This is a genomic window from Methylobacterium sp. 2A, from assembly GCF_009806555.1.
GTDB lineage: Bacteria > Pseudomonadota > Alphaproteobacteria > Rhizobiales > Beijerinckiaceae > Methylobacterium.
Genome location: NZ_VUOK01000021.1, coordinates 1 through 14,507, shown reverse-complemented (window position 1 = coordinate 14,507; position 14,507 = coordinate 1). Strand labels below are relative to the sequence as shown.

The window sequence follows — 14,507 nt, the reverse complement described above, 5'->3', positions numbered from 1 at the left end:
GCCGTGAAGTGCCTCCGATAGGGCGCGAAGCGATGTCCGCACTCCTCACCACCCTGTCCGCTACCGTCGCCGCTGCGGTCCTTGCGCTGCCGCGGGCCGCGCAGCGCCTGCAATTGTCCCGGGCGAAACACCCCTCGCTCACGGGCCACGCCCGGATGGCCCGGCGCGTCGCCGGGCTGATCCCGCACTACGCCTATTCCGAGCGCGCGTTCTTCCGCTCGGACGATCCGGACGAGGCGGTTGCGGCCCGGCGCGAGAACGGCTTCGCCCGGCTCTCCGAGTTGTTCACGACGCGCTACGCGCGCACCCGCGCCGAGACCGAGGCGGTGCGCGACGGCCTGTCGGATCTGCAATTCACCGGCCTCTACCGGGTGCCGTTCCAATACGCGAAGCACGTGCGCGCGCATCTCGGCACCGGCGCCTTCGCGGCCGCCTCCGAGGGCGTGACCCTCACCGACCTCGACGGCAACGTCTTCTACGATCTCGCCGGCTCCTACGGGGTGAACCTGTTCGGCGTGGATTTCTACCGTGCCTGCCTGGAGGAGGGGGCGGCGCTCGTCTCGGCCCTCGGCCCGGTTCTCGGTCCGCTGCACCCGGTGGTCACCGGCAACGTCACGCGGCTGAAGGCGCTGTCCGGCCTCGACGAGGTCTCGTTCCACATGTCCGGCACCGAGGCGGTCATGCAGGCGGTGCGGCTCGCCCGCTACCATACCGGCCGGCGCCGGATCGTGCGCTTCTGCGGCGCCTATCACGGCTGGTGGGGCGACGTTCAGCCCGGGATCGGCAACCCGGTCCCGACCCGTGATACCCTCACCCTGGCCGACATGTCGGACCGGACGCTGCGCGTCCTCGCGAGCCGCCGGGACGTCGCCTGCGTGCTGGTCAATCCGCTCCAGGCCCTGCACCCCAATGCCGGGGCGCCGTCCGATTCCGCCCTGGTCGACAGCAGCCGCCGGGCCGTCTTCGACCGGGCCGCCTATACGAAATGGCTGCACGACCTGCGGGCGGTGTGCACGGCCCGCGGCATCGTGCTGATCCTCGACGAGGTGTTCCTCGGCTTCCGCCTCGCCCGCGGCGGTGCGCAGGACTATTTCGGCCTCCGCGCCGACATGGTCACCTACGGCAAGACGCTCGGCGGCGGCCTGCCGGTCGGCGTCCTGTGCGGGCGCGCCGACCTGATGCGGCGCTACCGGGACGACCGGCCGGTCGACATCTGCTTCGCCCGCGGGACGTTCAATGCCCATCCCTACGTGATGGGCGCCATGGGCGCTTTCCTGGACCGGCTCGACACGCCGGAGGTGGCCGCGCTCTACGCCGATCTCGACGCGACCTGGGACCGGCGCGCGGCGCGGCTCAATGCCATGCTGGCGGAGGCCGACCTGCCGGTGCGCGTGGCCAACATGTCCACAATCTGGACGGTCCTGTACACCAAGCCGTCGCGCTACAATTGGATGCTGCAATTCTACCTGCGTGCGGAGGGGTTGGCCCTGTCCTGGGTCGGAACCGGCCGCCTGATCTTCAGCCTCGCCTATGACGACGCGGCCTTCGAGGCCGTGGCCGCGCGGTTCGTGGCGGCCGCCGAGACCATGCGGGCCGACGGATGGTGGGAGGCGGGGGCGCCCAGCGACAAGGCGATCCGCCGCTCGATCCTGCGGGAGGTCGCCGCCGTGCGCTTGGGCAAGCTGGGCGTCCGGCTCGGCCTGCGCGCGCCGGACCAGGGATGATCCGGCTGCTCTAAGCCTTCGTCGCAACGCGCTCTCGTGCGCCGAACCGGCGTCCACTTCGGCGGAGAGCGCTCTAAGCGCGCCGGGCGGCTCACCGCCCGGCGTCCGGTCCGATCTCAGGCGCCGCGCTCGTGCGGCTCGTGATCCTCGACCAACTCGCCCTGAAGCAGCGCGAGCGGCGCCTTGTGGTAGAGCTTGATGTCGTGGAACGGGTCCGTAAGGATCTTGGTGACCCAGACGATCCCGGTCTGCACGTCGCGCTGGAAGAACAACTGCACCATCCGGAACAGCAGGCCCGCGAAAGCCAGCCAGAGCCAGATCCAGCCGATGTTGCGGATCAGATCGGCCGTGCTCTGATGCGGCGAGATCAAGCCGAACAGGCTCGGATCGAAGTAGAGCGGCAGCGGCGACAGCGCCCAGATCGCCAGGAGCACGATCTTGCGCTTGAGGTTGTAGCCGACCTTGATCTCTTCCTTGTGCTCGTGGCTGGCGTCGTTGACGTGGTCGTAGCCCTTCGGCTCGAAGAACAGGTGGCCGGCCTGCCGGGAGGTCATGGCGACGAGCCAGCCGATCAGCGCCGCCGTTGCCGGGTCCTTGAACGCCAGGGCGTAGGAGACCAGGAAGCTGATCGCACTGACGAAGTGCAAGCTCTGGTTGACGCGATTGTGGTGATAGTACCGGTGATCGTCCCAGCGCTGGATGCGCAGAGCGTCCAGAAAGCTCGCCATGGTGTGCTTCCTCATCGAACGATGGTGGGTGGGCAAGAGTTTGCGGAACCTCAGGCGCCGTGCTTGCGCAGGCGGACGAGGGAGAAGTGGCCGAGCGGCGGCAATGCCCGGCGCTCGACGATCTCGACCGGAGCGCCGGCCGCCCAGGCGGCGTAACGGTTCCAGGCGAACTCGGTCCGCCAGCCGAGGCGGCTGGTGATCGGCGCCAGGGCGTGTTCGACGGTCCGACGGAGGCCGTCCTCGGCGCCGATGCGGGTGGTGATGACGATCTCGCCGCCGGGGCGGAGCACCCGGGCGAACTCATCCAGTGCGGCCTCGGGGTTCGGCACCGCCGTGACCACGTACTGCGCGACGATCACGTCGAAGGACGCGTCGGGGAAGTCCAGGTGCTCGGCGTCCATCACGGCGAGGCGCTCGACGTTGCGCAGGCCGAGCCGCGCCACGCGCTGGCGCGCCTTCTCAAGCATCGGCGCCGAGATATCGATGCCCACGATGCTGGCGGCGCGACGATAGGCGGGCAGGGACAGGCCGGTCCCGACGCCGACTTCGAGGATACGGCCGCCGATCCGCTCCGCCGCAGCCGCCGCCAGGGTCCGCCCCTGGGCGAAGACCGGCCCGAACACCAGATCGTAGACCGGCGCCCAGCGCCCATACGCCTTGGCGACACCGTCGCGGTCGAGATCGGGGCGGAGCGCGCCTGCGCGCGATGAGCCGGTGCCGTGCATTCCGATAGCCATGGGTGTTCAGTCTCGCTGTGTGGCAGGTCGAAGGCTGGTGGAATGAATCGTGACGGCGTGAAGCGTCGGCGGCCCGTCCGCGTCCGGCGGCTCCAGCGCTCGCCCCGGTTCAGGTCCGCTGGTGTGATCGCGGCGCGCGTCGTCCGGTCGATCGCGGCGATCCCGCATCCGCGCTGGGTGCGGTCGGCGCGGCCGCCGTCAGAATCGTCGACATCGCGGAACGCAGATCAGGAGACGCAGAGCTGCGGTGGGCGTCGAACAGCCCGGTTCGTCATGAGCGCCACACCGCTTCTCCGAAGACCTTTTTCCGCCGGCAAAGCTATGACCGTCGTTTGACAGCGTTGTGACGGCATTAACAAGCGCTGAAATGGCATGCCATTCGTCGGCAAATCAGTTCGCTCGGATGCGATGCCCATTCGAAACTGCATTGCCGGCTTGAATGCGCCAGGATAATCTTGCCGGCAAAGGGCTCGCGCGCCTTCCAGTCCAGCCTTGCGGCGTCCCGGCCAAGTGAGGCGAGCAGCCGGCCCAGCCGGCAGAGGAGGGGGCGTCACGTGCAGCGATCGTTAGCGAAAGCGCAATGATGTGAAGGCGAGAAGCCAGCGTTCGCGGCTTGGACATTTTCTCGCCCTGATATCGCCGAGATGTGGCGGGGTATCGCCGGGCGGATGAGGCGCGCTGAAGCGCCATAGGAGTGTTTCGCGTGATCGACATGATGCGGCGTCAGACCCTCGTGATGGCGGCAATCGCCGGGCTTGCCTTGAGCGCCGGGCAGGCGCGCGCCGCGCAATGCGGCAACACCGCCGCCGGTTTCGAGACATGGAAGCGTGAATTCGCCGAAGAGGCGCGGGGCCGGGCCAGCGCGGCGAGCCTCGCAGCCCTGCAGAACACGAGCTATTCGACCGCCACGATCTCGGCCGACCGCGGCCAGCACAGCTTCAAGCTGTCCCTCGACCAGTTCCTGGCCAAGCGCGGCGGTCCCGCGATCGTCTCTCGCGGGCGGGCGCTCAAGCGTCAGAACGCGGCTCTGTTCGACTCGATCGAGCAGCGCTACGGGGTTCCGCCGGGGCCGCTCCTGGCGATCTGGGGCATGGAGACCGGGTTCGGCGCGGTGCGCGGCAACGTCAACACGCTCTCGGCCGTGGCAACCCTCGCCTACGATTGCCGACGCTCGGAGTATTTCACCGACCAGCTCTACGCGGCGCTGACCCTGATCGACCGCGGCCTGCTGACGCCGAGCACCCGCGGGGCCGCGCACGGGGAGGTCGGCCACACGCAGTTCCTACCGAAGAACGTGCTCACCTACGGCACCGGCGATCTGAACAATGTCGGCGCGGCCCTGTCGTCCACCGCGAACTTTCTCAAGGCGCATGGATGGCGCGCCGGCGCGGGTTACCAGCCCGGCGAGCCGAACTTCGCCGCGATCCAGGGCTGGAACGCGGCCCCCGTCTACGAGCGGGCCATCGCGCTGCTCGGGCGTCAGATCGACAACGATTAGGCGTGAACCCGGTCGCCCTGCCTTCGGGCACGGCGACCGGTGCCGGCTCGCGCGCGCTCCCGTGTCGAACGGGTCTTCCCGCCCGTTCGAGATGTCCTCCCCCGCCGCACTGGATGCGGCAGTATAACAGACGTCGCCGGCCCCGACGAGGCGCCGAAGACTTGAGAACGAAGCTCTTCGCGCCCGAAAATGGTCTCGATCGATCCCAGATCGACCATCGACTTGCCGCAGAAAAGCCTATCCGGACCCGTTGTTTCGATCCGAGCGGAGCAGGTCTGCCGATCGCGCGATATCCGCAGCGCGGATCGACGATCTTCGACTGGCCTGCCTTCGCTCGACGAGGAGCATGGGCATCTGCATGGCGATCGATTCCGTGCCACAGGACGGCCAGGACAGCAGGCCGTCCCGGCGTTCCTGTCTCGCACCGCTGGCGGTGCTCACCGGCGCTCTGGCCATGGCCCTCGTCGGGTCCGGCATTCGGGATCGGGATCCGCGCCTGTCCTCCACCCATGTGGCAACGGCCAGCCGGCCCACGGTGCCGGAGGCGGCAAATCTCCCGGCTCCTTCGCAGGGGACCGACGAGGCGTCGAACGCCGAACCCGTCCCGTCCCAGACGGACACGAACGGGCTCGCCGACGGTCCGCCACCGCATTGGGCCTGGATGCCGCTAGCGCCGATCAATCCCGCCCTGAATCCGGAAGCGCCCTCCATAGGCGGAGCCGCTGAGGCCCCGCGCACGGCCATGACGGTGCCGCTTCCGGTTCCACGCCCGCCTGAATTCCGGGGGCAGCCGGGTGCGACCGCGCTCGCCCGGAGAGCCGGGCGGCGCATGGCCCGACGCGATATCGTGCCGGCCCAGCCGACCGCGCAGCCGGCGGACGAGCGCTCGTTCCTGGAAAAGCTGTTCGGCATCGAGCAGCAGGCACCGGCGCTGGCCTACACGGCGCTGGAGAGCAAGCCGCTTGAGGTGGCCCCGCAGCGGCGGATCTCGCCCCCGCTGGCCCTGTCGCGCGAGCCGAGCCCGACCCCGGGCGTCGCCATCTACAACATTACCGCCCGGACCGTGACGCTGCCCAACGGCGAGCGGCTGGAAGCCCATTCGGGGCTCGGTGAGGGTTTGGATGACCCGCGTCTGGTCAACGTGCGGATGCGGGGACCGACGCCGCCCGGGACCTATGATCTGACCGAGCGCGAGCAATTGTTCCATGGCGTCCGGGCCATCCGGTTGACCCCGGTGGGTGGCAGCGAGGTCGTCTACGGCCGTGTCGGATTGCTGGCCCATACGTTCATGCTGGGCCCGCGCGGCGATTCGAACGGCTGCGTCTCGTTCCGCGACTACGACCGGTTCCTGCAGGCCTTCCTTCGGGGCGAGGTCCAGCGCCTCGTCGTGGTGACCGGCACGCAGGATCCGCTGCCCGCGGTCGCGGATGGCGGACGCACGCGCATGGCGCGTAACGGCGGTTGACGGTCTGAGAGAAAGGCGTGCGCCGACCGCTCGTCTCCCGCTATAGAGCCGGCGCGACGGGCAGCACGCCCCGCGGACGCGCGATCTCCACCCGCGATGGCTGAGTGGCGTTCAATCGGAAGGACAGCGATCGGAAGCCGGCCTCCACGGACGCCGTGCGCGCCGAACGGATGAAGAGCGTGGTCGCCTCTATCAGCCATTACCGGATCGAAGGAAACGAGTGGATCACCTCGGTCGAGACGGCTTGGGCACCCGACTGGGTCGGTACGGAGCAGCCGCGCACCGTTCGGCTCACCGGTGATGTCGCCGAGGTCATGCCCCTGTGGCGCGCCATGCCGAATTGGGGCGCGGGCCACCTGTCACGCAGCCGCGTCCGGTTCGAACACATCGCATCGGTGCGTTCGTCGTGAACCGGAGCTTCATACCCGGTGTCGACCAATCTGTGCCGGTCGATGCTGCTGACGCGAATGCTCGGCGCTCGCATTCCCTCATGTCGAAGGAAGCATCGTTGAGTAGAGACGATAACGAAAATCGGGCCGATATCGCCGTTGTTGAGAACGGCGGCGCCAGTTCGCGCGCCGGGATTTCGGAGATTGTCCTGCCACGCTTCATCCTCTAAGAGGACGCCCATCAGCGGCCGAGCTGACCCGGCCGATGCGTCGGACCCGCCTTGGTCGCCGATCATGGTGCGGCCGATCGGATCTGGGCCGCATGCGCCCCTGACGCTCGGGTCACGCTCCGGTGCGGGCAATAACAAAGCAAGCGATCCAGCACGCGAACGATCGGATTCGCGCTCGAACCTGCCTTGCGCGGCGGTTGAGCGCGAAACCGAAACGCCTGAGCGCACCAGGCCAGCGCCGGGCGTGTCTCGCGAAGGTCCCGAGGAAACGATCCGGAAGGCCGGCACGGGACGTCCCCGTCGCCGACTTTGTCCGTGTCCATTCCGCGGACGTGCTGACCACGCACGTCCGCCCGTCAATCGGGATCCGCCATGCGTGCCGACGATCAGACCGTGCCCTTCCACCACCGGCATCCGCAGACCGCGGCGCCGCTGAGCCGGAGGCAGCTCCTCGGAACCGCGGCTTTCGGACTGGCGGCGGCTTCGCTGCCGACGTCGCTGGCGCTGGCCGAGGCAGCTGACAGCAAGGTCGATGTCCTGCTGATCGGCGGCGGCATCATGAGCGCGACGCTGGGTCTCTGGCTCAACGAACTCGAGCCGACGTGGTCGATCCAGATGGTGGAACGCCTGGATCAGGTCGCGCTGGAGAGCTCGAACGGCTGGAACAATGCCGGCACGGGCCACTCGGCCCTCGCAGAGCTGAACTACACGCCCGAGAAGAACGGACAGGTCGAAATTCCAAAGGCCGTTGAGATCAACGAAGCCTTCCAGGTCACGCGCCAGTTCCTGGCCTATCAGGTCAAGACCGGCGTGATGACGAATCCGCGTTCCTTCATCAATCACACGCCGCATATGAGCTTCGTCTGGGGCGACGACAACATCGCCTATCTGAAGAAGCGCTGGGAGGCATTGAAGGCGAGCCCGCTCTTCGCCGGCATGGAATATTCGGAGGATCCGGAGCAGCTGCGCAAATGGGTGCCGCTGATGATGGACGGGCGCGATCCCAAGCAGAAGGTCGCCGCCACATGGTCGCCGCTCGGCACCGATTGCGAGTGGGGCGAGGTCACCCGGCAATACGTCGCCTATCTGCAGAAGCAGCCGAGCTTCAAACTGCGGCTCTCGACCGAGGTCGAGAGCATCGTCAAGAACGCGGACGGGTCCTGGCGGGTGACCTCCAAGTATCTCAAGGACGGGTCCCGGCAGAGTGTCGACGCCAAGTTCGTGTTCATCGGCGCGGGCGGCGGCGCGCTGCACCTGCTGCAGAAATCCGGCATCCCGGAGGGCGACGACTATGCCGGCTTCCCGGTGGGCGGCTCGTTCCTGATCAACGACAATCCCGACATCGCGACGCTCCACCTCGCGAAGGCCTACGGCAAGGCGTCGGTCGGCTCACCGCCGATGTCGGTGCCGCACCTCGACACACGGATGCTCGGCGGCAAGCGCGTGATCCTGTTCGGGCCGTTCGCGACCTTCTCGACGAAGTTCCTGAAGGAGGGTTCGTATCTCGACCTCCTGTCATCCACCACGACCAGCAACATCTGGCCGATGATGCGCGTCGGCCTGGATGAGTTTCCACTGGTCGAGTACCTCGCCGGGCAGCTCATGCTGTCGGACGACGACCGCATCGCGGCCCTGCGCGACTACTTCCCGAAGGCCAGGAAGGAAGACTGGCGCCTCTGGCAGGCGGGCCAGCGCGTGCAGATCATCAAGCGCGATCCGCAGAAGGGCGGCGTGCTGAAGCTCGGCACCGAGATCGTCAACGCCAGGGACGGCAGCATCGCGGCTCTCCTCGGGGCCTCGCCGGGCGCCTCCACGGCGGCGCCGATCATGCTGCAGGTGCTGGAGAAGGTTTTTCCCAAGAACGTCGCCACGCCGGAATGGCAGGCCAAGATCCGCGCGATCGTCCCGAGCTACGGCACCAAGCTCAACGACGATCCGGATCGCGTCGCGCAGGAATGGGCCGACACCAGTGCCGCCCTCGAACTGCCCGCGCCGCCGCAGATCGACCGCGCGGTGCTGAAGCCGGTCTCCACCGGCAGCACCGTCCTGAACAGCAATCCCGCGACGGTAAAGGAGCCGGTTCACGACCTCGCGCCCTGAGTGGTGTGGTCCGCGTCCGGAGCGGCCCGGCACCGGGCGGCTCCGGCGCAGGATGCAGGGATCGACCCTAGATCCCGACCCGCCCCAGGGCCGGCAGCTTGAGTCCGGGCCGGCGCAGATCGATCCCGGCGACGCCGCCGAGCAGATTCAGCTCGATCCCCTCGACCCAGCCGATCGTCAGCCCGGCATAGCCCCCAAGATTGATCCGAATGCCGGTCCCGGAGGGCGTCCGGCCGATCCATCGACCGTCATAGGGAAAATCCTTGCCGATCGCCGTTGTCGGCAGGCAGGCCTGGATCTCCGGCACGGCCGCCATGACGGCGGCCACGAAGGTGTTCGAGTTCGGCCCCGGCCAGACGACGTAATCGCCGGGCCGGGCATAGCGGTACTCGGCGACGGCTTTCCGAATACGCGGCAGCATCGCCTCGGCCGCCGCCCCGTCCGCCGCGAAGATTGTCTCGGGCGGGTTTCCGAACCACCGCCCGTCCGGGACGAAACGGTCGATCCAGATCGGCTGCCCCCAGGCCGTGTAGTCGAAGCGCCGATAGGCGCGCTCGCCCGGCCCCTTGATGACGATCCAGCTATGCGTCGCCACGATCCCGCGCCAGCTCACCGTGCGCGCCGAGAAGATCCGGACGACCGCGCCCGGCTCGGCCTCGGCGGGTGGGAGCAGCCCCGCACTCGAACGGTCGGCGAGCCGCCAATCACCGCTGGCCCGTAGCCAGTAGAGCGTGGCGGAGATCGCGACGGGCACGACGAAGAGAACAACGAACGCGAGGAGCGCGATCCGGATCAAGGTCACGGGGAGGCCGGGGCAGGGGAGGCGAGAACCACTATCTGGGTATCGCCGAGCCTCGGGAGAATGCGACCGATGCGGCGCGCCGCAAGTCCAGCGACCGATGCTGCGTCGCCCCGAGTGAATCGAGCAGGAGTGTCGCCGCGAGGAGATCGGCACAGCCCCCGGGGCTGAGCCGCGCCGCCACGAAGGCGTGGTGCACGGCGGCGGCCCGATCGCGCCAGCCCGGCGCGGCGACCCCGCCGGCTTCCCGGAAAGCCTCCGCGCGCGCCCGCGCGGTCGCCAGACCCTCCGCGCCGCCGCGATGGAGAAGATTCGTATCGTCGACGACGGCGAGCAGGGCGAAGAAGCAATCGACGCGTGCGGCTTCCGGGTCGTCGGGCGCGCGGGCACGGCCCAACCGAAGGGCCGGTAGCCCGACCGAGCAGAGCGTGGGAAAACCCGCCGCCGCCTGGGCGCTGGCACCGCCGACCCCGTAACGCCGAACGGCCCGGCCCCCATGGCTGACGGGGGATGCCGGCACGCGGGCAATCTCCGCCCCCCAGCGGGTCCCCACCGCCTCCGCGTAGGCTTCTGCAGCGGCGGGGGACCCGCCGATCGCGCCGGCCGCGGCGCAGATCAGGCCCAACGAGAAGATGGCGCCGCGATGCGCGTTGATCCCGCCGGTCGCGCGCATCATGGCGGCCTCGGCCCGGATCCCGATCGCGCGGAGATCCGCCATGGCGGCGCTCCGAGCCCCCGCCACGACGAGTTCCGCAAAGAACGGCCGGAGCGCCGCCGCGCTCCGCCGCAGGGTATCGGCATCCATATCGTCGTGGCTTCCGGAATCGACCGGGCTGACGAGGCCCGGCTTCGGAAAGGTCTCCAGCTCGGCGATCAGCGCGGCATGCGCGAGGGCCGCGACGTGCCCGGCGCGCCGCGCGACAGCGTCGGCATGCGACGTGACGAGGTGATCGGACTGGCGCAGGTTCGCGGCTCCTGGCGACGCGTGGCGGCGGTGCCCGCATGGGACGGGTCCGGCCCGTATACCAGATCACCACCCAGCCGTATGCGCGCGGACCCGCAGCGCCTACGCCGCCGACGCCACCGCGGGCGAGATCCGCTTGCGCGCCTTCTTGTCCGCGGTGCTGCTCAGGAAGGCCTGGGCCTCTTCCTTGCGCTCGAAGACGTGGGGGGCGACACCGCGTCTGGTCAGCGCCTCCTCCATCTTCAGGCGCAGGAACGCGCTGGTCGCGTAGCGCGTCGTGGTAGCGTAGTAGTTCGCCTGCAGATACTGCAGCACGCTGGCGTAATCGTCGACGAGGTTCTCGTTGAGCCGGAAGCCGTCGTGGTTGATGACGGCGTTGACCCGCTGGCCGGCCTTGCGACAGGCCTCGACGATGGTCATGCGCAGCTCGTCCATGTCGCCCTTCACCCGGCAGTACCAGCCTTCCAGGTTGATGAAGAGGATGTTGCGCTCGCCGTCGTAGCTGACGCGGGACTTCAGATCGAGGTTGAGCAGGTCCGCGATCAGATCCATCGGCTCGTCGCGGAAGATGCGGGGATCCATTGGCACCGGATTGCGCACCACGGGGGCGAAATCCATGTGGGCGAGGATGTCCCGCTCGATGTCGATGCCGGGCGCAACCTCGATCAGTTCCAGCCCCTCGGGCGTCAGCTGGAACACGCAGCGCTCCGTGACGTAGAGGACCGGCTGCGAGCGCTCCACCGCGTAGGGACCCGAGAAGGTGTTCTGCTGGACGCAGGCGACGAACTTCCGCGCCTTGCCCTCGCTGACGATCCGGACCTGCCCGTCATCGGCGGCGATCTCCAGCCCGCCCGCCGTGAAGGTGCCGGCGAAGACGACCGTCCGGGCGTTCTGCGAGATGTTGATGAAGCCGCCGCAGCCGTTCAGCTTGCCGCCGAACCGCGAGGTGTTGACGTTGCCGGCGGCGTCGCACTCGGCCATGCCGAGGCAGGTCATGTCGAGGCCGCCACCGTCGTAGAAGTCGAACATCTGGTTCTGGTCGATGATGCAATCGGCGTTGGTGGCGGCGCCGAAGCTGGAGCCCGACGCCAGTACGCCACCCACCGCCCCCGCCTCGGTGGTCAGGGTGATGTAGGGGGTGATCTTCTCCTCGTTGGCCACCGACGCGATGCCCTCCGGCGCGCCGACCCCGAGATTGACCACGCCGTTCGGCGGCAATTCGAACGCGGCGCGGCGCGCGATGATCTTGCGCTCGTTGAGCGCCATCCGCTTGATGCCGGTGACCGGCACGCGGATCTCCCCGGCAAGCGCGGCGTCGTGCATCACGCCGTAGTTCATCCGGTGCATCTCGGGTTCGGCGACCACGACGCAATCGACCAGGATGCCGGGTACGCGCACGTCCTTGGGCAGCAGGTAGCCGTCATCGACGATGCGCTCGACCTGAGCGATGACGATGCCGCCGTTGTTGCGGGCCGCCATGGCCTGGGCCAGGCAATCGAGGGTCAGCGCCTCCTTCTCGTAGGAGAGGTTGCCCGACGGGTCCGCCGAAGTGGCGCGGATGAAGGCCACGTCGATCCTGGTGGCGGTGTAGAACAGCCACTCCTCGCCATCGACCTCGACCAGCTTGACGATGTCGTCGGTCGTCAGCTCGTTGACCTTGGCGCCGCCGTGACGCGGATCGACATAGGTCTTCAGGCCCACCTTCGAGAACAGCCCCGGCTGGCCGGCCGCGCAGGCCCGGTAGAGCTGCGAGATGACGCCCTGGGGCAGGTTGTAGCCGCGGATCAGGTTGTCCTGCGCGGCCTTCGCGACCTTCGGCATGCGGCCGAAATTGGCCGCGATCACCCGCGACAGCAGGCCGTCATGGTGCAGGCGGCCGGTGCCGAGGCCTTTGCTGTCGCCGGCGCCCGCCGTCATGATCAGCGTCAGGCCCCGGGGCGAGCCGGTCTCGACGAAGCGCGCTTCAAGAGCGGCGTGAAGCGCCTCCGGGATGCAGCTCTGGACGAAACCCGTGGTTGTGAGGACATCGTTCTCCCGGATCAGCGCGATCGCCTCCCGCGCCGAGATGACCTTGTTCTTCCTCATGGAGCCCGTGATCCTCCCCGACTTCCGTTCGCTAAACGGACCAGCTTCGACATCGTCGCTTGCCGATTGCGCATGGCCGGAACGAAACCAGGCGCGGGACCAGCTGAGTTTTTCGTTCGCATTCTATTGCATCGCATCAATATATGCGGCGCCGCGGCACGCTGCTCGTCTGCGGTTGCATGGTAATCTATTATCGGCATGCAGGGCCTCTGAAAAACTCTTCGCTGCGCGGTCAGAAAAATTGCGGCTGCGAGCGGCCGGCGACGATGCCGAAGGCGGGGATGCTGCGCGCCGGAACGGATGCAGACCTGCCGTTTCCGCCATGGCCGACGATCATCATGTGTTAAATCTTCGGCCTCGCCCATCGGCGCGAGGCACAGATTCCGCCCCCTGTTTCTGATAGTTTTGCAATCTATAAGGAAACATATATAAGATCATCGGCATGGGGAGCGTGTTTGTTCAGGAGCACGCGATGACCAATATGACACCGATCGCGGATGAAGCCGCGACGCGCTTCGCTTTCAGCCTCCTGCGGAGCGCTTATCTCGACCTCGCGCAGACGCTGCTGCGCATCGAGGCGGAGCCTGCGCGCGAGTTGCTGCAGGCGGTGGAGCACAGGATTGTCTACAGGCTGGGTTCCCTCGCGCGGACCGATCCGGATGCTGTTCCGGAGGAGACCGCACTCTCGGTTGCGGCCGGACAGGTTCGGGCTGTTCTGCGCGACGCCCAGGGATGTTAGGACCTTGCGCAAGGGTGGTGCGCAGGCACTGGCCACGCATTGCGCCCAAGGCGCCGGTATCTCCAGTGATGGCGGTCAGGTCCTGCATAACCGGCATGCCGCCCGGATTTGACCGCGTCGTTGAAGACGTCGGCGGCCCGCTGGGCACAGCCTCCACGCGGCGCGGATTGAACCTCCGCCTCGTCGGTTAGGCACAGGCCGCCGCGGCGGGACCCGCGGACATCGAGGATTACCGCCGCAGCGTCGTGGTTATGCTGGAGGCGCCGAAATTCGATTCCGTGCCGGCCGCGCTGGCCGCGGCCGCCCCCCGGCTCGTATTGCAGCGGGTCCGAGATGGGACAGCGAAAGCCGACAGGCGCGGCGGTCAGTAGCCCCGGCGCGGCGGGGTGGCCGCACGGCCGGAAAGGCGACGCGTGACGAAGGCGATGAGCCTCGGCAGCACGAGGGCTGTGAGCACCTTGCGGATCATGAAGATCTCCTGATGTCAGCGGGCGGAGCGGGCGATCCAGCCCAGCGCGAAGGCCACGCCGACGAAAGCCAGCAACGTGGTGGTGCGGTTGGCGTCGGCGTAACGGATGGCCCGCTGGCCGTGGGTCGTCACACGGCGGCGGGCCTCATCGGCATAGTGGCGGCCTTCATCGATGAGATGGTCGGCCCGCTCCCGCGCCTCGTGTGCGAGGTGGTGCCCCTCTTCGGCGAGGTCCTCGGCCCGGTCCCGGGCACGGCCATAGGCGTATTGCGCGCCGCCGGCCACTTGGTTCACGGCGCCGCGGACTTGGCGGACCGGATCACCGCCCAAGCCGCCGAAGGCAGTCTGGGCGCGCCCCTTGAGGTGACGGGACGCGCCACGGATCTGGTCGCGGTTCATGTGTATCTCCTGTATTGGTACGGTTGAACGTCGTGTCGGGGCGACGTCCGGATCGGTGCCGCCCCGTCGCCATCGGTGCGGCGTCAGCGCTTTCCGGTGATCGTGTCGGCGAGGTGCTTCGCGCCGTCCTTGACGTCGCCCACCGCCTTCTGCGCCTCGCCCTTCAGCTCCTGCGCCTTGC

At 68.2% G+C, this 14,507-nt stretch carries 11 protein-coding genes and 2 pseudogenes; 6 read left to right on the top strand and 7 right to left on the bottom strand.

Annotated features, from left to right (window positions below):
• The first annotated feature begins 32 nt into the window (after positions 1-32).
• Positions 33-1,724 carry an aminotransferase class III-fold pyridoxal phosphate-dependent enzyme gene (locus FVE89_RS11085; RefSeq protein ID WP_160534091.1) on the top strand — a complete coding sequence of 564 codons (1,692 nt, stop codon included), beginning with the start codon at positions 33-35 and terminating at the stop codon, positions 1,722-1,724.
• 116 nt (positions 1,725-1,840) lie between these two features.
• Here the strand turns inward: FVE89_RS11085 and FVE89_RS11080 are convergent, their stop codons facing one another.
• Together FVE89_RS11080 and FVE89_RS11075 are read right to left on the bottom strand one after the other, a co-directional pair.
• Positions 1,841-2,452, bottom strand: a complete 612-nt coding sequence (locus FVE89_RS11080; RefSeq protein ID WP_160534090.1) for a hypothetical protein — start codon at positions 2,450-2,452, stop codon at positions 1,841-1,843.
• A gap of 50 nt (positions 2,453-2,502) precedes the next feature.
• Positions 2,503-3,189, bottom strand: a complete 687-nt coding sequence (locus FVE89_RS11075) for a methyltransferase domain-containing protein (RefSeq protein WP_160534089.1) — start codon at positions 3,187-3,189, stop codon at positions 2,503-2,505.
• Between the two features lie 712 nt (positions 3,190-3,901).
• Between FVE89_RS11075 and FVE89_RS11070 the strand changes: the two genes are divergently transcribed.
• The 4 genes from FVE89_RS11070 (at position 3,902) to mqo (ending at position 8,871) form a co-directional block, all read left to right on the top strand.
• Positions 3,902-4,687 (top strand): lytic transglycosylase domain-containing protein, encoded by a 786-nt coding sequence (locus tag FVE89_RS11070; RefSeq protein WP_202130756.1) that lies wholly within the window; start codon positions 3,902-3,904, stop codon positions 4,685-4,687.
• Positions 4,688-5,045: 358 nt separating this feature from the next.
• A complete protein-coding gene (locus FVE89_RS11065) occupies positions 5,046-6,152 on the top strand; it encodes a tlde1 domain-containing protein (protein WP_160534087.1) in 1,107 nt (368 codons plus the stop codon).
• A 104-nt stretch (positions 6,153-6,256) separates the two neighbouring features.
• The gene (locus FVE89_RS11060; protein WP_342389913.1) at positions 6,257-6,562 is read left to right on the top strand and encodes a lipocalin-like domain-containing protein; all 306 of its coding nucleotides are present in this window, start codon (positions 6,257-6,259) and stop codon (positions 6,560-6,562) included.
• 581 nt (positions 6,563-7,143) lie between these two features.
• Positions 7,144-8,871, top strand: a complete 1,728-nt coding sequence (mqo, locus tag FVE89_RS11055) for a malate dehydrogenase (quinone) (RefSeq protein ID WP_160534086.1) — start codon at positions 7,144-7,146, stop codon at positions 8,869-8,871.
• 67 nt (positions 8,872-8,938) lie between these two features.
• Here mqo and FVE89_RS11050 read toward each other — a convergent pair whose 3' ends face one another.
• From FVE89_RS11050 to FVE89_RS11040, 3 genes and pseudogenes are all read right to left on the bottom strand, one after another.
• The gene (locus tag FVE89_RS11050; RefSeq protein ID WP_160534085.1) at positions 8,939-9,673 is read right to left on the bottom strand and encodes a DUF3750 domain-containing protein; all 735 of its coding nucleotides are present in this window, start codon (positions 9,671-9,673) and stop codon (positions 8,939-8,941) included.
• 106 nt (positions 9,674-9,779) lie between these two features.
• Positions 9,780-10,634, bottom strand: a pseudogene (gene mdcB / locus FVE89_RS11045) (triphosphoribosyl-dephospho-CoA synthase MdcB); the annotation flags it as partial.
• A 102-nt stretch (positions 10,635-10,736) separates the two neighbouring features.
• Positions 10,737-12,719 (bottom strand): malonate decarboxylase subunit alpha, encoded by a 1,983-nt coding sequence (locus FVE89_RS11040; RefSeq protein ID WP_160534084.1) that lies wholly within the window; start codon positions 12,717-12,719, stop codon positions 10,737-10,739.
• A 472-nt stretch (positions 12,720-13,191) separates the two neighbouring features.
• Between FVE89_RS11040 and FVE89_RS11035 the strand changes: the two genes are divergently transcribed.
• The gene (locus FVE89_RS11035) at positions 13,192-13,458 is read left to right on the top strand and encodes a hypothetical protein (RefSeq protein WP_160534083.1); all 267 of its coding nucleotides are present in this window, start codon (positions 13,192-13,194) and stop codon (positions 13,456-13,458) included.
• 484 nt (positions 13,459-13,942) lie between these two features.
• Here FVE89_RS11035 and FVE89_RS11030 read toward each other — a convergent pair whose 3' ends face one another.
• Both FVE89_RS11030 and FVE89_RS31075 read right to left on the bottom strand, forming a co-directional pair.
• Positions 13,943-14,326, bottom strand: coding sequence for a CsbD family protein (locus FVE89_RS11030; RefSeq protein WP_160534082.1), 384 nt, complete (start codon positions 14,324-14,326; stop codon positions 13,943-13,945).
• Between the two features lie 83 nt (positions 14,327-14,409).
• Positions 14,410-14,507: pseudogene (locus FVE89_RS31075) on the bottom strand (CsbD family protein); the annotation flags it as partial.